Below are 14,062 nucleotides of genomic sequence, written 5' to 3'. Positions count from 1 at the left end.
GTCCAGGAGGACATTCCAGTGGCGAAGGCGAAGTTCGAGCGGAGCAAGCCGCACGTCAACATCGGGACCATCGGTCACGTCGACCACGGCAAGACCACGCTGACCGCGGCGATCACCAAGGTTCTGCACGACAAGTACCCGGATCTCAACGAGTCGCGTGCGTTCGACCAGATCGACAACGCGCCCGAAGAGAAGCAGCGCGGCATCACGATCAACATCTCGCACGTCGAGTACCAGACCGAGAAGCGTCACTACGCGCACGTCGACGCCCCCGGTCACGCGGACTACATCAAGAACATGATCACCGGTGCCGCCCAGATGGACGGCGCGATCCTGGTGGTCGCCGCGACCGACGGCCCGATGCCGCAGACCCGTGAGCACGTGCTGCTCGCCCGCCAGGTCGGCGTGCCCTACATCGTGGTCGCGCTGAACAAGGCCGACATGGTCGACGACGAGGAGATCCTCGAGCTCGTCGAGCTGGAGGTCCGTGAGCTGCTGTCCTCGCAGGAGTTCCCGGGCGACGACGCCCCGGTCGTGCGCGTTTCGGGCCTCAAGGCGCTCGAGGGCGACGAGAAGTGGGCCGAGGCCGTCCTCGAGCTCATGACCGCCGTCGACGACAACGTGCCGGACCCGGTGCGCGAGCTCGACCGGCCGTTCCTGATGCCGATCGAAGACGTCTTCACGATCACCGGCCGCGGCACCGTCGTGACCGGCCGCGTCGAGCGTGGCGTGGTCAACGTGAACGAAGAGGTCGAGATCGTCGGCATCAAGGAGAAGTCGCAGAAGACGACTGTCACCGGTGTCGAGATGTTCCGCAAGCTGCTCGACTCGGGCCAGGCGGGCGACAACGTCGGCCTCCTGCTCCGCGGCATCAAGCGCGAGGACGTCGAGCGCGGCCAGGTCGTCGTGAAGCCGGGTACCACCACCCCGCACACCGACTTCGAGGGCCGGGTCTACATCCTGTCGAAGGACGAGGGTGGCCGTCACACCCCGTTCTTCAACAACTACCGCCCGCAGTTCTACTTCCGCACCACGGACGTGACCGGCGTCGTGACCCTCCCCGAGGGCACCGAAATGGTCATGCCGGGCGACAACACCGACATCTCGGTGCAGCTGATCCAGCCGGTCGCCATGGACGAGAACCTGCGCTTCGCGATCCGCGAGGGCGGCCGCACCGTTGGTGCGGGTCAGGTCACCAAGATCATCAAGTGATTCGGCGCCCCGCCCGGGGGTGATACACCCCCGGGTCAGGGGCGTCAAATCACGTGTGCGACACTATTCAGGTTGCTCGTCCTGGGGCGGCCGATCCTCATCGGGTTTTCTCGAGAGAGGTCCGGCCGCTCCCGTGCGAGTGGCCACGGTCCGCGGAGCTCTTTCCTTCGGGTGAGGCGAGCGGGCAAAGGCAGTGAGACGGTCAGCCGGCTCATAGCCTCCTCACGTTGAGGAAGACCAGGCAAGACGACGATCCCGCGGGATCCGTCTGTGCGTCGGGCGCGACACGCCCGACCGCGTGGACCGGGGACAGGGCCGTTGAACTGCGGAAACCCAGGCAGGGCGGAGACGCCGGCCGGGTTTGTGAGATAGCGGCACGAGACGACAAGGAACGAGCAGCCACCATGGCGGGACAGAAGATCCGCATCCGGCTCAAGGCCTACGACCACGAGGCGATCGACACCTCGGCGCGCAAGATCGTGGAAACGGTCACGCGCACCGGCGCCCGTGTTGTCGGGCCGGTGCCGCTGCCCACCGAGAAGAACGTTTACTGCGTCATCCGCTCGCCGCACAAGTACAAGGACTCGCGCGAGCACTTCGAGATGCGCACGCACAAGCGTCTGATCGACATCCTCGACCCGACGCCGAAGACGGTCGACGCGCTCATGCGCATCGACCTGCCGGCGAGCGTCGACGTCAACATCCAGTAGTAGCGGCGGGCGAGCGGCGGAGAGTAAGAGACTCATGTCTGACAGGCAGATGAAGGGCATCCTGGGCACCAAGCTCGGCATGACCCAGGTCTTCGACGAACAGAACCGGGTTGTCCCGGTCACCGTCGTGAAGGCCGGTCCGAACGTGGTCACCCAGGTTCGGACCCAGGACAAGGACGGCTACACGGCCGTGCAGCTGGCGTTCGGCGCGGTCGACCCGCGCAAGGTGAACAAGCCGCGCACCGGCCACTTCGACAAGGCGGGCGTGACGCCGCGCCGGTTCCTCGCCGAGCTGCGCACCACCGACGCCGAGACGTACGAGGTCGGGCAGGAGATCACCGCCGAGGTGTTCGCCGCCGGCGTCGAGGTCGACGTGACCGGTACCAGCAAGGGCAAGGGCTACGCGGGCGTCATGAAGCGCCACGGCTTCAAGGGCCAGGGCGCGAGCCACGGTGCCCAGGCCGTGCACCGCAAGCCGGGTTCCATCGGTGGCTGCGCCACCCCCGGCCGCGTCTTCAAGGGCCTGCGCATGGCGGGCCGGATGGGCAACGACCGGGTCACCACGCAGAACCTGACCGTGCACGCCGTGCGTGCCGACGACGGCCTGCTGCTGATCAAGGGCGCCGTGCCCGGTCCCAAGGGCGGCGTGCTGTTCGTTCGCAGCGCCGCGAAGGGTGGTAACTCCGAATGACAAGCGTCGAGCTGAAGACCCCGGCCGGTAAAGCCGACGGCACCGTGGACCTCCCCGAGGAGATCTTCGACGTGCAGGCCAATGTCGCGCTGATGCACCAGGTCGTGGTGGCCCAGCAGGCCGCCGCGCGCCAGGGCACGCACGACACGAAGACCCGTGGTGAGGTCTCCGGTGGCGGCAAGAAGCCGTACCGGCAGAAGGGCACCGGTCGTGCCCGCCAGGGTTCGACCCGCGCGCCGCAGTTCGTCGGCGGTGGCGTCGTCCACGGCCCCACGCCGCGTGACTACTCCCAGCGCACCCCGAAGAAGATGAAGGCCGCCGCTCTGCGTGGCGCCCTCTCCGACCGGGCCCGCGCCGGCCAGCTGCACGTCGTCACCGAGCTGGTGACGGGCGAGAAGCCGTCCACCAAGGCCGCCAAGGCCGCCCTCGCCGCGGTGACGCAGGCGAAGCGCGTGCTCGTGGTGCTGCACCGGGACGACGAGCTGAGCTGGGTTTCCCTGCGGAACCTGCCCGAGGTGCACATCCTCTGGGCCGACCAGCTCAACACCTACGACGTGCTGGTCAACGACGACGTCGTGTTCACCAAGGCCGCGTACGACGTGTTCGTCGCCGGCCCCGCCCGCGGCAAGACCGTCAAGGCTTCGGCGCGGTCGGGCGAGGTCACGGAAGGGAGTGACGAGAAGTGAGTTCGGTCGCCATTCCGGACCCCCGCGACATCCTGCTCGCGCCGGTCATCTCCGAGAAGTCCTACGGGCTGCTCGAGGACCACAAGTACACGTTCATCGTCCGCCCGGACGCCAACAAGACCCAGATCAAGATCGCGGTCGAGAAGGTGTTCGGCGTCAAGGTGGTCAGCGTCAACACGGCCAACCGCCAGGGCAAGCGGAAGCGGACTCGCGCAGGCTTCGGCAAGCGCAAGGACACCAAGCGCGCCATCGTGACTCTTTCGCCCGAGAGCAAGGCGATCGAGATCTTCGGCGGACCCACCGCGTAAAGGACTGAGCTGACAATGGGCATCCGCAAGTACAAGCCGACGACCCCGGGTTGTCGCGGTTCGAGCGTCTCGGACTTCGCCGAGATCACCCGCTCCACTCCGGAGAAGTCGCTTCTTCGTCCGCTGAGCGGTTCGGGCGGTCGCAACTCGTCCGGCAAGATCACCACCCGGCACAAGGGTGGTGGCCACAAGCGCGCCTACCGCGTCATCGACTTCCGTCGCAATGACAAGGACGGCATCCCCGCCAAGGTGGCGCACATCGAGTACGACCCCAACCGGTCCGCTCGCATCGCGCTGCTGCACTACGCCGACGGCGAGAAGCGCTACATCATCGCGCCGGAGAAGCTGAAGCAGGGCGACACCGTCGAGAACGGCCCGCGGGCCGACATCAAGCCGGGCAACAACCTGCCGCTGCGCAACATCCCCGTCGGTACCGTGATCCACGCGATCGAGCTCCGCCCCGGTGGCGGCGCGAAGATGGCGCGGTCGGCCGGCGCAAAGGTGCAGCTCGTCGCCAAGGACGGTCCGTACGCCCAGCTGCGTCTCCCCTCGGGCGAGATCCGCAACGTGGACGTGCGCAACCGCGCCACGGTCGGCGAGGTCGGCAACTCCGAGCACGCCAACATCAACTGGGGCAAGGCGGGTCGTAACCGCTGGCGCGGCAAGCGCCCCACGGTCCGTGGTGTCGTCATGAACCCGGTCGACCACCCGCACGGTGGTGGTGAGGGTAAGACCTCCGGTGGTCGCCACCCGGTCAACCCGAACGGTAAGCCCGAGGGTCGTACGCGCCGGCGCAAGCCGAGCGACGCCCTCATCGTCCGCCGCCGGCGTACCGGCAAGAACAAGCGCTGAGCAGGGAGGTAGAACCAAATGCCACGTAGCCTCAAAAAGGGCCCGTTCGTGGACGACCACCTGCTCAAGAAGGTGGACGCGCTGAACGAATCGGGCAAGAAGACCGTGATCAAGACTTGGTCGCGGCGCTCCACGATCATCCCGGACTTCCTGGGTCACACGATCGCGGTGCACGACGGCCGCAAGCACGTCCCGGTGTTCGTCACCGAGGCGATGGTGGGTCACAAGCTGGGCGAGTTCGCCCCGACGCGGACCTTCAAGGGCCACATCAAGGACGACCGCAAGTCGCGCCGCCGCTGAGCGGGCACGAGAGAGAACAAGGGAAGTAGCGATGAACGCCCAGAACGACGCGACGACCGAGGCTGAACTGCCTACGGCGTACGCGCGGGCTCGCTTCGTCCGGGACTCGCCGACCAAGGTGCGCCGGGTGATCGAGCTCATCAAGGGACGTAGCGCCGCCGACGCCTTGGCCGTGCTCCGGTTCGCCCCGCAGGCGGCCAGCGAGCCGGTCGCGAAGGTGCTCGCCAGCGCCGTGGCCAACGCCGAGAACAACCTTCAGCTGGACCCGGACACCCTCTGGGTCAAGAACGCGTACGCCGACGAGGGCCCCACCCTCAAGCGCATCCGCCCGCGGGCCCAGGGCCGCGCGTACCGGATCCGCAAGCGGACCAGCCACATCACCGTCGAGGTGGAGTCGCGTCCGGCCGTCGCGCAGAAGGCTCAGAGCAAGAAGAAGGCAGGTGGCCGGTAGTGGGCCAGAAGATCAACCCGCACGGTTTCCGCCTGGGTATCACCACGGACTGGAAGTCGCGCTGGTACGCCGACAAGCAGTACGCCGAGTACGTGGCCGAGGACGTCAAGATCCGCAAGCTGCTGGCGACGGGCATGGAGCGCGCCGGCATCTCCAAGGTCGAGATCGAGCGCACCCGTGACCGCGTCCGCGTCGACATCCACACCGCCCGGCCGGGCATCGTCATCGGCCGCCGCGGCGCGGAGGCCGACCGGATCCGCGGCGCGCTGGAGAAGCTGACCAAGAAGCAGGTCCAGCTGAACATCCTCGAGGTCAAGAACCCCGAGGCCGACGCCCAGCTGGTCGCCCAGGCGGTCGCGGAGCAGCTCTCCAACCGCGTGGCGTTCCGCCGCGCGATGCGGAAGGCGATCCAGACCTCCATGCGCTCGCCGCAGGTCAAGGGCATTCGCGTGCAGTGCGGCGGTCGTCTCGGCGGTGCCGAGATGTCCCGCTCCGAGCACTACCGCGACGGCCGGGTCCCGCTGCACACGCTCCGCGCCGACATCGACTACGGCTTCTTCGAGGCCAAGACGACGTTCGGGCGCATCGGCGTCAAGGTGTGGATCTACAAGGGTGAGCTCGTCGGTGGGCTGAAGGCCCGCGAAGCCCGTGACGCCGCCGAGCGCGCGCCGCGTCGCGAGCGCAGCGACCGGCCGTCCCGCCCGCGTCGTTCCGGCGCCTCGGGCACGACCGCCACCTCGACCGAAGCCGGTCGCGCCGCCGCTGCCGCCACCGAGGCGGCCCCGGCCACCGAGACCGCAGAAAAGACGGAGGGCTGAGACGTGCTCATCCCGCGCAGGGTCAAGCACCGGAAGCAGCACTCCCCGAAGCGCCACGGCGCCGCCAAGGGTGGCACGAAGGTCAGCTTCGGCGAGTACGGCATCCAGGCGCTTGAGCACAGCTACGTGACGAACCGGCAGATCGAGTCCGCTCGTATCGCCATGACCCGTCACATCAAGCGTGGCGGCAAGGTGTGGACGACCATCTACCCGGACCGCCCGCTGACGAAGAAGCCGGCCGAGACCCGCATGGGTTCCGGTAAGGGTTCGCCCGAGTGGTGGATCGCCAACGTGAAGCCGGGCCGCGTGATGTTCGAGATCAGCTTCCCGAACGAGGAGACCGCCCGCGAGGCGCTCCGTCGCGCGATCCACAAGCTGCCCATGAAGTGCCGCATCGTGACCCGTGAAGGTGGTGAGTTCTGATGGCGAACGCAGGTGCTTTGGCATCGGAGCTGCGTGAGCTCACCGCGGAAGAGCTCGTCCTGCGTCTGAAGGAATACAAGGAGGAGCTCTTCAACCTCCGCTTCCAGATGGCGACCGGGCAGCTCGACAACAACCGCCGTCTGCGCACCGTCCGCACGGACATCGCGCGGATCTACACGGTCATGCGCGAGCGCGAACTCGGCCTGTCCGTTGCCCCCGACGCCGAGAGTGAAGGTGCCGCATGAGCGAGCCCACCACCGAGACGCCGGCCCGGAACGACCGCAAGGTCCGCGAGGGCTACGTCGTCTCGGACAAGATGAACAAGACGATCGTGGTCGAGCTCGAGGACCGCAAGAAGCACCCCCGTTACTCGAAGGTCGTCCGCACCACCTCCAAGGTGAAGGTGCACGACGAGAACAACGAGGCGGGCGTGGGCGACCGGGTCACCCTGATGGAGACCCGCCCGCTGTCGGCGACGAAGCGGTGGCGCCTGGTGCAGATCGTGGAGAAGGCCAAGTAAGCAGGGCTCTTTAAGAGTTCTTAGTTCCGCAAGGCTCGCTCGTCGGGCGAGAACCGGCGCGACATACAGGAGTTGACGTGATCCAGCAGGAGTCGCGGCTTCGGGTAGCCGACAACACGGGTGCGAAGGAAATTCTCTGCATCCGCGTTCTCGGTGGCTCCGGGCGGCGCTACGCCGGCATCGGCGACATCATCGTCGCCACCGTGAAGGACGCCATCCCGGCCGCCGGGGTGAAGAAGGGCGACGTCGTCAAGGCCGTCATCGTCCGCACGGTGAAGGAGCGTCGTCGTCCGGACGGTTCCTACATCCGGTTCGACGAGAACGCAGCCGTGCTCATCAAGAACGACAATGAGCCCCGGGGCACCCGCATCTTCGGCCCGGTGGGCCGCGAGCTGCGCGACCGAAAGTTCATGAAGATCATTTCGCTCGCGCCGGAGGTGCTGTGATGAAGGTGAAGAAGGGCGACACGGTCGTCGTCATCGCCGGCAAGGACAAGGGCGCCAAGGGCAAGGTCATCCAGGCTTACCCGGAGCGCGAGCGCGTGCTGGTCGAGGGCGTGAACCGGATCAAGAAGCACACGCGGATCAGCCAGACCCAGCGCGGCGCGCAGTCCGGTGGCATCGTCACCCAGGAGGCGCCCATCCACGTCTCGAACGTGATGGTGGTCGACTCGGACGGCAAGCCGGCCCGGGTGGGTTACCGCATCGGCGAGGACGGCAAGAAGGTCCGGATCTCGCGCCGGAACGGTAAGGACATCTGATGACCACCGCAGAGAAGATCGCGCCGCGCCTCAAGGTGCGGTACCGCGAGGAGATCAAGGGACAGCTCCAGGCGGAGTTCTCCTTCTCGAACGTCCACCAGATCCCGGGCGTCGTGAAGGTCGTCGTGAACATGGGTGTCGGTGACGCCGCCCGCGACAGCAAGCTGATCGAGGGCGCGGTCCGCGACCTCGCCGCGATCACCGGCCAGAAGCCGGAGGTCCGGAAGGCCCGCAAGTCCATCGCGCAGTTCAAGCTGCGCGAGGGTCAGCCGATCGGTGCGCGCGTGACGCTGCGCGGCGACCGGATGTGGGAGTTCCTCGACCGGCTGCTGACCATCGCTCTGCCGCGTATCCGCGACTTCCGCGGGCTTTCGCCGAAGCAGTTCGACGGCCACGGCAACTACACGTTCGGTCTCAACGAGCAGTCGATGTTCCACGAGATCGACCCCGACGCCATCGACCGCCCGCGCGGCATGGACGTCACCGTCGTCACGACCGCTACGAACGACGACGAGGGCCGGGCGCTGCTGCGCAAGCTCGGCTTCCCGTTCAAGGAGAACTGAGCCGATGGCCAAGAAAGCACTGGTCCACAAGGCCGCGAAGAAGCCGAAGTTCGCCGTGCGCGCCTACACCCGCTGCCAGCGGTGCGGCCGCCCGCACGCCGTGTTCCGCAAGTTCGGGCTCTGCCGGATCTGCCTTCGCGAGATGGCGCACGCGGGCGAGCTGCCCGGTGTCCGCAAGTCCAGCTGGTAAGAGCGTTTTTAAACTCCACTTCGCCACAGGCCCCGCCCCTCTTTACGGGGCGGGGAACCAGGGCGAGAAAGGTTGACAGGTCACCATGACGATGACCGACCCCATCGCAGACTTCTTGACGCGTCTGCGTAACGCGAACTCGGCGTACCACGACGAGGTCAAGCTCCCGCACTCGAAGCTCAAGGCGAACATCGCCGAGATCCTCAAGCGCGAGGGTTACATCGCGGGTTACCGCGACGAGCCGGGCGAGAAGCACAAGAACCTCGTCGTCGAGCTCAAGTACGGCCCCAACCGCGAGCGCAGCATCGCCGGCCTCCGGCGCGTGTCCAAGCCCGGTCTGCGGGTCTACGCAAAATCGACCGAACTGCCGTCCGTTCTCGGTGGCCTCGGCGTCGCGATCATCTCGACGTCGTCCGGCCTCCAGACCGACCGTCAGGCCAAGCGCAACAGCGTGGGCGGCGAAGTCCTCGCCTACGTCTGGTAAGGAAGGGGGCACAGACATGTCACGCATCGGAAAGCTGCCGGTCGCCGTCCCCTCCGGGGTCGAGGTGACCATCGACGGTCAGCACATCAGCGTCAAGGGCCCCAAGGGCACCCTCGAGCACACCATCGCCGAGCCGATCACCGTCGAGCGCGACGAGGACGGCACCCTGCTGGTCAAGCGCCCGAACGACGAGCGCACCAGCAAGGCCCTGCACGGCCTCACCCGCACGCTGGTGAACAACCTCGTGGTGGGCGTGACCGCCGGCTACGAGAAGAAGCTCGAGATCCACGGCGTCGGTTACCGCGTGCAGGCCAAGGGCTCGGACCTCGAGTTCGCCCTCGGCTACAGCCACCCGGTCAAGATCGAGGCTCCGGAGGGCATCACCTTCAAGGTGGAGACCCCGACCCGGTTCTCGGTCTCCGGCATCGACAAGCAGAAGGTCGGCCAGACGGCTGCGGTCATCCGCAAGCTGCGGCGCCCGGACCCGTACAAGGGCAAGGGCCTGCGGTACGAGGGTGAGAAGATCCGCCGCAAGGTCGGAAAGACGGGTAAGTGATCATGAGCGACACGACTACGAAGCGCAAGCCGGTGGGCAAGGACATCTCGACCCGCCGCCGCGTTGCGAAGGCCCGTCGGCACTTCCGGCTCCGCAAGAAGGTCTCGGGCACCGACCAGCGTCCGCGCCTGGTCGTCAAGCGGTCCTCGCGGCACATCGCCGTGCAGGTCATCGACGACCTCGCCGGCCACACGCTGGCTTCGGCGTCCACCCTCGAGGCGGACGTCCGGGCGCTCGACGGCGACAAGAAGGCCAAGGCCGCCAAGGTCGGGGAGCTCGTCGCCGCGCGTGCCAAGAACGCCGGGATCTCGGCTGTGGTGTTCGACCGTGGGGGCAACGCCTACCACGGCCGCATCGCCGCGCTCGCCGACGCCGCCCGTGAGGCGGGGTTGGAGTTCTGACGATGCAGAAGCTTGTTAACGGAAGGAAAGCCTGATGCCGGGACGTACACGGCAATTCGGCGGCGGACAGGGCGGACCCGGCGGGCAGGGCGGCAACGACCGCAATGACCGCCGCGGTGGCGGCCGGGACCGGCGCGACAGCGGCCGTGGCGGGGCCGGCCAGGACAAGACCCCGCACCTCGAGAAGGTCGTGACGATCAACCGCGTCGCCAAGGTCGTCAAGGGCGGTCGTCGCTTCAGCTTCACCGCTCTGGTGGTCGTCGGTGACGGCGACGGTCAGGTCGGCGTCGGCTACGGCAAGGCCAAGGAAGTTCCCGCGGCCATCGCCAAGGGCGTCGAGGAAGCGAAGAAGAACTTCTTCCGCGTTCCCCGCGTCGGTGGCACCATCCCCCACCCGATCCAGGGTGAGGAGGCCGCCGGTGTGGTGCTGCTCCGCCCGGCTTCGGCCGGTACCGGCGTCATCGCCGGTGGTCCGGTGCGCGCCGTGCTGGAGTGCGCGGGTGTCCACGACGTGCTGTCGAAGTCGCTCGGCTCCGACAACGCGATCAACATCGTGCACGCGACCGTGGCGGCCCTGAAGGGTCTGCAGCGTCCCGAAGAGGTGGCGGCCCGCCGTGGCCTGCCGCTCGAGGACGTCGCTCCGGCCCGGATGCTGCGCCAGCGTGCGGGCCAGGGGGTCTGATCATGACTCAGCTCAAGGTCACCCAGGTCAAGAGCAAGATCGGCACGAAGCACGCTCACCGCGAGTCGCTGCGCACCCTCGGGCTGCGCAAGATCCGCCAGAGCGTCGTGCGTGAAGACACCCCCCAGGTGCGCGGCCTGATCCACACCGTCCGCCACCTGGTGGAGGTCGAGGAGGTCAAGGCATGACGGCCATCAAGATCCACCACCTGCGTCCGGCCCCTGGCGCCAAGCGCGACAAGATGCGCGTCGGCCGTGGTGAGGGTTCGAAGGGCAAGACGGCGGGTCGCGGTACCAAGGGCACCAAGGCCCGGAAGAACGTTCCCGCCGGGTTCGAGGGTGGGCAGATGCCCATCCACATGCGGCTCCCGAAGCTTCGCGGCTTCAAGAACCGCTTCCGCACCGAGTACCAGCCGGTGAACGTGGGCGACATCGCCCGCATCTTCCCGGACGGCGGCAAGATCGGCGCCGAGGAGCTCGTCGCGGGCGGTCTCGTCCGCAAGGGCAAGCTGGTGAAGGTCCTCGGCAACGGCGACCTCAACGGCGTCAAGCTGGACATCACGGCGGACGCCTTCTCCGGCTCCGCCAAGGAGAAGCTCGAGGCGGCCGGCGGTTCGGCCACCACCAACTGAGCACCTGCAGCACCCCGAAGGCCCGCCTGGTTCCGCCAGGCGGGCCTTCGGCGTTGTGGGCCCTTGTGGTGGCCGCGGTCCGGCGGAAGGATCGACGCGGTGGATGCCTCCCCTCAGCCGCCCTCGCCGCACCGGCCCGCCCGCGGCTTCCTCGCTCCCGCGCTCACGGCGCTCGCGCTGCTGCTGACGGTCGCCGGGACCTTCCTGCCGCTGTTCCGCACCGAGGATGCGGTGGGTTCCGGCGCCGTGCGTTCGGTACTGGGCGCCTGGGGGACCGAGCTCTCGATCCCCGGCCGCGACGAGCCGAGCACGGCGTTCGCGCCGCTGGGGGTGTCCCTGCTCGTGGCGGCCGCGATCCTGCTGGCGGCGGCGGTGCTGGGAGTCCGCCAGGCGGTGACGCGCCGGCCGGCCGCGGCCGTGGGCCGGACGACGCTCGCCGGGGTCGCCTTCCTCCTCGGCGCGGTCTGCACGATCACGATGCTGGCCGCGCCCGTGCTGGTCGGCTCGGGAACCTCGGACGCCAAGACGACGGTCGAGACGGGGATGTGGCTGCTCTTCGCCGCGGCGGTGGTCGCGGTCGTGGCCGCGGTGCTGAGCCTCCGCGCGCCGGCCGCGGGACGCCCGGAGTGGGCGGATCCTCAGGTGGCCTTCGCGGACACCACGACGCCGCCGTCGGGTGTCGCGATCACGTCGCTGCCGCCCGAGCGGGACTGACCGGACAGATCCCTTGCCGCGGCGGGAATCCGGACGGAAGATCACAGGGTGGACAGACCGTCGCAGGAGCCGCCCGAGGGGACCGGCCCGCCGCCCGGTGCCGCCGAGTCGCCGCTGAGCTTTCCGGTCGAGGCGCCGAAGCTCGCGGGGGTGGAGCCGGGGACGGGATCGCCGCTGAGCTTCCCGGTGGAGGCCCCGCCGCCCGCGGACCTGGTCTTTCCGGCGGAGGCCAGCGCTGCGACGCCGCTCTTTCCTACGGAGGCTGCCGCAACGCCGCCACCGGCAGCCTCGCTCTTCCCGCCAGGGGCCGCCGCAGCGCCGCGGCCCGCGGACCCGCTGTTTCCTGCGGAGCCCACCGCAACGCCCCGGCCCGCGGAGCCGCTCTTCCCGGCAGAGGCCGCCCCGGCGCCGCCACCGGCAGCCCCGCTCTTCCCGGCGGAGCCCACGGCCACGCCGCCCGCAGCACCGCTCTTCCCCGCGGAGCCCACCGCAGCGCCTCCCGCAGCGCCGCCACCCGCGGAGCCGCTGCCCTTCCCGGTCGCCGAACTGCCCGGCGCCGCGGCCGTACCCCAGCCCGGTCCCGGGCCCGAGCCGGAAGCCGAGCCGGATCTCCTGGCCGAAGGGGCCGCCGCCGGGCTTCTTCGCTTCGTCCCGCCGGTCCTCACCACCATCGCGGCCCTGATGGCGCTCAGCGGCTGCTTCCTCCCGCTGTTCCGGCTCCAGCAGCACATCAGCACCCGCCAGCGGTTCTTCGAGGCCCAGCTCACCCTCACCGAAACCGCGTGGGGCAGCCGCATCGACATCCCCGGGCAGGAGTCCACCGACCAGGCGTCCTCGCCGGTGGGCGTCCCGCTGGTCGTCGCCGTCCTCGTGCTGGCCGTCGCGGCGCTCCTGACCTTCTCGCGGCCGGAGCGCGGGCTCGGCCGGTGGCTGACCGCGGCGGGGGCCGTCTTCACCGCCGGCGTGGTCGCGACGATCGGCATGGACGGCCTCGGGTGGTCCGCCATGGCCGAGAACGAAAACCTCGAGGTCGTCACCGCGTCCGGCATGTGGCTGCTGATCGGGGCCACCGTCGTGGTCGCCGTCGCGGCGGTCGTGGCCTACCTGCCCGCGTGGCGGCGCGCCACCGAGGACTGGGGCGACCCGGCGCTCGCCTACACGGACACCCCGACGCCGCCGTCCGGCGTCGCGATCACGCTGCTCCCGCCGGAAGACCAGCGCGACTGACCCGCGTTCGCCGCTACGGTGGGGGCGGAGGTGGTCGTCGTGTCGTGGCTGCTGGTCTTCTTTTCCGCGTCCGTGTTGATCGCGCTTACGCCGGGCGCGAACAACCTGCTCGGGCTCCACCACGGCATGACGCACGGTGTTCGCCGGGGCCTCGCCGGACTGGGTGGCCGGCTGGTCGCGTTCACGCTGTTGATCACCGCCGTCGCGGCCGGGCTGGGGCAGCTGCTGGCCGCGTCCGAGACGGCGCTGACGATCATCAAGTGGGCCGGCGCCGCCTACCTGCTCTGGCTCGGCCTCCGCATCCTGTGGTCCACGGTCCGCGGCGGGGCCGAGGACGCCGGCACCCCCGAAGAGCCCGCCGAGCCGACGACCGCGTGGCGGGTCGCGCGCAAGGAGTTCGGCGTCGCGATCACCAACCCGAAGGCGATCCTCATCTTCACCGCCTTCGTCCCGCAGTTCATCGACGCAGGTCACGGGCCCTTTTCGGCCCAGATCGCGCTGCTGGGGGCGGTGTACCTGCTGGCGGAGTTCCTGGCCGGCTCGGCCTACGTCGGCGTCGGCGCCGCCGTGAAGTCGATCAAGCTCACCCGCCGGGCCCGGCGCAACGTGGACCGGGGGACCGGGGTGGTCCTGGTCGGCCTCGCCGGGGTCCTCGCGACCTCGAACGCCTGACCCGCGGACCCCCGGATCCGTCCGCACGCAGGGCGGGTGTGTCAAGGAATACGGCCAAGACGGCGATGTGGATCAACCCGCCGGAGCAACCTTGGTACGGAAAACGCACACGGACTGCGGACACGCCCTGTGAAGCTGTTAGAGTCGGCGACACGCTTCGGGACGAGTGTGCCCCGAAGCGTTCCTGGCTTGCGTGCCAGTAGTGCTGTGT

Annotated in this window: 25 protein-coding genes; all 25 read left to right on the top strand. The window is 68.9% G+C overall.

Annotation, left to right across the window (positions count from 1 at the left end):
• Positions 1–18: 18 nt before the first annotated feature.
• The 25 genes from tuf to ACH54P_RS25970 all read left to right on the top strand — a co-directional run bounded on the left by tuf (position 19) and on the right by ACH54P_RS25970 (position 13,851).
• Entirely contained in the window at positions 19–1,212 is a 1,194-nt protein-coding gene (gene tuf / locus ACH54P_RS26090) for an elongation factor Tu (protein ID WP_489905992.1), read from the top strand.
• Between the two features lie 404 nt (positions 1,213–1,616).
• Positions 1,617–1,922 (top strand): 30S ribosomal protein S10, encoded by a 306-nt coding sequence (gene rpsJ, locus ACH54P_RS26085; RefSeq protein WP_003102098.1) that lies wholly within the window; start codon positions 1,617–1,619, stop codon positions 1,920–1,922.
• Between the two features lie 34 nt (positions 1,923–1,956).
• Positions 1,957–2,613 (top strand): 50S ribosomal protein L3, encoded by a 657-nt coding sequence (rplC, locus tag ACH54P_RS26080; protein ID WP_013222604.1) that lies wholly within the window; start codon positions 1,957–1,959, stop codon positions 2,611–2,613.
• Positions 2,610–3,299 (top strand): 50S ribosomal protein L4, encoded by a 690-nt coding sequence (gene rplD / locus ACH54P_RS26075; protein ID WP_489905991.1) that lies wholly within the window; start codon positions 2,610–2,612, stop codon positions 3,297–3,299. The genes rplC and rplD overlap by 4 nt, the downstream gene beginning before the upstream one ends.
• A complete protein-coding gene (gene rplW / locus ACH54P_RS26070) occupies positions 3,296–3,607 on the top strand; it encodes a 50S ribosomal protein L23 (protein WP_003102087.1) in 312 nt (103 codons plus the stop codon). The genes rplD and rplW overlap by 4 nt, the downstream gene beginning before the upstream one ends.
• 15 nt (positions 3,608–3,622) lie before the next feature.
• Positions 3,623–4,459, top strand: a complete 837-nt coding sequence (gene rplB, locus ACH54P_RS26065) for a 50S ribosomal protein L2 (protein WP_489905990.1) — start codon at positions 3,623–3,625, stop codon at positions 4,457–4,459.
• Between the two features lie 18 nt (positions 4,460–4,477).
• Positions 4,478–4,759, top strand: a complete 282-nt coding sequence (gene rpsS, locus ACH54P_RS26060; RefSeq protein ID WP_003102083.1) for a 30S ribosomal protein S19 — start codon at positions 4,478–4,480, stop codon at positions 4,757–4,759.
• Between the two features lie 31 nt (positions 4,760–4,790).
• On the top strand, positions 4,791–5,210 hold the full coding sequence (gene rplV / locus ACH54P_RS26055) for a 50S ribosomal protein L22 (protein WP_308669974.1): 420 nt from the start codon (positions 4,791–4,793) through the stop codon (positions 5,208–5,210).
• Positions 5,210–6,028, top strand: a complete 819-nt coding sequence (gene rpsC, locus ACH54P_RS26050; RefSeq protein WP_348954113.1) for a 30S ribosomal protein S3 — start codon at positions 5,210–5,212, stop codon at positions 6,026–6,028. Before rplV ends, rpsC begins: the two co-directional genes overlap by 1 nt.
• A 3-nt stretch (positions 6,029–6,031) precedes the next feature.
• Positions 6,032–6,451: a 50S ribosomal protein L16 gene (rplP, locus tag ACH54P_RS26045; RefSeq protein WP_004558864.1), complete on the top strand. Its 420-nt coding sequence runs from the start codon at positions 6,032–6,034 to the stop codon at positions 6,449–6,451.
• Entirely contained in the window at positions 6,451–6,696 is a 246-nt protein-coding gene (rpmC, locus tag ACH54P_RS26040; RefSeq protein ID WP_086675500.1) for a 50S ribosomal protein L29, read from the top strand. The genes rplP and rpmC overlap by 1 nt, the downstream gene beginning before the upstream one ends.
• Positions 6,693–6,971, top strand: coding sequence for a 30S ribosomal protein S17 (rpsQ, locus tag ACH54P_RS26035; RefSeq protein WP_285456195.1), 279 nt, complete (start codon positions 6,693–6,695; stop codon positions 6,969–6,971). The genes rpmC and rpsQ overlap by 4 nt, the downstream gene beginning before the upstream one ends.
• 77 nt (positions 6,972–7,048) lie before the next feature.
• A complete protein-coding gene (rplN, locus tag ACH54P_RS26030; RefSeq protein WP_004558867.1) occupies positions 7,049–7,417 on the top strand; it encodes a 50S ribosomal protein L14 in 369 nt (122 codons plus the stop codon).
• Entirely contained in the window at positions 7,417–7,731 is a 315-nt protein-coding gene (gene rplX / locus ACH54P_RS26025; protein ID WP_013222610.1) for a 50S ribosomal protein L24, read from the top strand. The genes rplN and rplX overlap by 1 nt, the downstream gene beginning before the upstream one ends.
• Positions 7,731–8,294: a 50S ribosomal protein L5 gene (rplE, locus tag ACH54P_RS26020; protein WP_489905989.1), complete on the top strand. Its 564-nt coding sequence runs from the start codon at positions 7,731–7,733 to the stop codon at positions 8,292–8,294. The genes rplX and rplE overlap by 1 nt, the downstream gene beginning before the upstream one ends.
• Before the next feature lie 4 nt (positions 8,295–8,298).
• The gene (locus tag ACH54P_RS26015) at positions 8,299–8,484 is read left to right on the top strand and encodes a type Z 30S ribosomal protein S14 (protein WP_004558870.1); all 186 of its coding nucleotides are present in this window, start codon (positions 8,299–8,301) and stop codon (positions 8,482–8,484) included.
• Between the two features lie 85 nt (positions 8,485–8,569).
• Entirely contained in the window at positions 8,570–8,968 is a 399-nt protein-coding gene (gene rpsH, locus ACH54P_RS26010; protein WP_364557762.1) for a 30S ribosomal protein S8, read from the top strand.
• A 16-nt stretch (positions 8,969–8,984) separates the two neighbouring features.
• Positions 8,985–9,524, top strand: a complete 540-nt coding sequence (gene rplF, locus ACH54P_RS26005; protein WP_489905988.1) for a 50S ribosomal protein L6 — start codon at positions 8,985–8,987, stop codon at positions 9,522–9,524.
• Positions 9,525–9,526: 2 nt separating this feature from the next.
• The gene (rplR, locus tag ACH54P_RS26000) at positions 9,527–9,925 is read left to right on the top strand and encodes a 50S ribosomal protein L18 (RefSeq protein ID WP_167379724.1); all 399 of its coding nucleotides are present in this window, start codon (positions 9,527–9,529) and stop codon (positions 9,923–9,925) included.
• A 34-nt stretch (positions 9,926–9,959) separates the two neighbouring features.
• The gene (gene rpsE / locus ACH54P_RS25995) at positions 9,960–10,607 is read left to right on the top strand and encodes a 30S ribosomal protein S5 (protein ID WP_155548876.1); all 648 of its coding nucleotides are present in this window, start codon (positions 9,960–9,962) and stop codon (positions 10,605–10,607) included.
• A 2-nt stretch (positions 10,608–10,609) separates the two neighbouring features.
• Positions 10,610–10,795, top strand: a complete 186-nt coding sequence (gene rpmD / locus ACH54P_RS25990; protein ID WP_005166796.1) for a 50S ribosomal protein L30 — start codon at positions 10,610–10,612, stop codon at positions 10,793–10,795.
• A complete protein-coding gene (gene rplO, locus ACH54P_RS25985; protein WP_489905987.1) occupies positions 10,792–11,238 on the top strand; it encodes a 50S ribosomal protein L15 in 447 nt (148 codons plus the stop codon). Before rpmD ends, rplO begins: the two co-directional genes overlap by 4 nt.
• A 99-nt stretch (positions 11,239–11,337) precedes the next feature.
• Positions 11,338–11,952 carry a hypothetical protein gene (locus ACH54P_RS25980; protein WP_489905986.1) on the top strand — a complete coding sequence of 205 codons (615 nt, stop codon included), beginning with the start codon at positions 11,338–11,340 and terminating at the stop codon, positions 11,950–11,952.
• Between the two features lie 681 nt (positions 11,953–12,633).
• Complete coding sequence (locus ACH54P_RS25975) at positions 12,634–13,179, top strand: hypothetical protein (protein ID WP_489905985.1); 546 nt, start codon at positions 12,634–12,636, stop codon at positions 13,177–13,179.
• A gap of 39 nt (positions 13,180–13,218) precedes the next feature.
• Entirely contained in the window at positions 13,219–13,851 is a 633-nt protein-coding gene (locus ACH54P_RS25970; protein ID WP_489905984.1) for a LysE family translocator, read from the top strand.
• Positions 13,852–14,062 lie beyond the last annotated feature (211 nt).

It is taken from the genome of Amycolatopsis sp. N2S4-7, from assembly GCF_058119595.1.
The sequence above is the reverse complement of the archived record's forward strand: the minus strand, read 5'-3'. Positions and strand labels throughout refer to the sequence as shown.

Bases quoted from the DNA above. Each gene is read 5' to 3' on its own strand.
- ACH54P_RS25975 (WP_489905985.1), top strand. From the start codon at position 12,634: ATGGCGCTCAGCGGCTGCTTCCTCCCGCTGTTCCGGCTCCAGCAGCAC.
- rpsE (WP_155548876.1), top strand. From the start codon at position 9,960: ATGCCGGGACGTACACGGCAATTCGGCGGCGGACAGGGCGGACCCGGC.
- rpsJ (WP_003102098.1), top strand. From the start codon at position 1,617: ATGGCGGGACAGAAGATCCGCATCCGGCTCAAGGCCTACGACCACGAG.
- rpsQ (WP_285456195.1), top strand. From the start codon at position 6,693: ATGAGCGAGCCCACCACCGAGACGCCGGCCCGGAACGACCGCAAGGTC.
- ACH54P_RS26015 (WP_004558870.1), top strand. From the start codon at position 8,299: ATGGCCAAGAAAGCACTGGTCCACAAGGCCGCGAAGAAGCCGAAGTTC.
- rplC (WP_013222604.1), top strand. From the start codon at position 1,957: ATGTCTGACAGGCAGATGAAGGGCATCCTGGGCACCAAGCTCGGCATG.
- rplE (WP_489905989.1), top strand. From the start codon at position 7,731: ATGACCACCGCAGAGAAGATCGCGCCGCGCCTCAAGGTGCGGTACCGC.
- rpmC (WP_086675500.1), top strand. From the start codon at position 6,451: ATGGCGAACGCAGGTGCTTTGGCATCGGAGCTGCGTGAGCTCACCGCG.
- rplF (WP_489905988.1), top strand. From the start codon at position 8,985: ATGTCACGCATCGGAAAGCTGCCGGTCGCCGTCCCCTCCGGGGTCGAG.
- rplV (WP_308669974.1), top strand. From the start codon at position 4,791: ATGAACGCCCAGAACGACGCGACGACCGAGGCTGAACTGCCTACGGCG.
- rplD (WP_489905991.1), top strand. From the start codon at position 2,610: ATGACAAGCGTCGAGCTGAAGACCCCGGCCGGTAAAGCCGACGGCACC.
- rplO (WP_489905987.1), top strand. From the start codon at position 10,792: ATGACGGCCATCAAGATCCACCACCTGCGTCCGGCCCCTGGCGCCAAG.
- rplB (WP_489905990.1), top strand. From the start codon at position 3,623: ATGGGCATCCGCAAGTACAAGCCGACGACCCCGGGTTGTCGCGGTTCG.
- rplR (WP_167379724.1), top strand. From the start codon at position 9,527: ATGAGCGACACGACTACGAAGCGCAAGCCGGTGGGCAAGGACATCTCG.
- rpsH (WP_364557762.1), top strand. From the start codon at position 8,570: ATGACGATGACCGACCCCATCGCAGACTTCTTGACGCGTCTGCGTAAC.
- rpmD (WP_005166796.1), top strand. From the start codon at position 10,610: ATGACTCAGCTCAAGGTCACCCAGGTCAAGAGCAAGATCGGCACGAAG.
- rplX (WP_013222610.1), top strand. From the start codon at position 7,417: ATGAAGGTGAAGAAGGGCGACACGGTCGTCGTCATCGCCGGCAAGGAC.
- rpsS (WP_003102083.1), top strand. From the start codon at position 4,478: ATGCCACGTAGCCTCAAAAAGGGCCCGTTCGTGGACGACCACCTGCTC.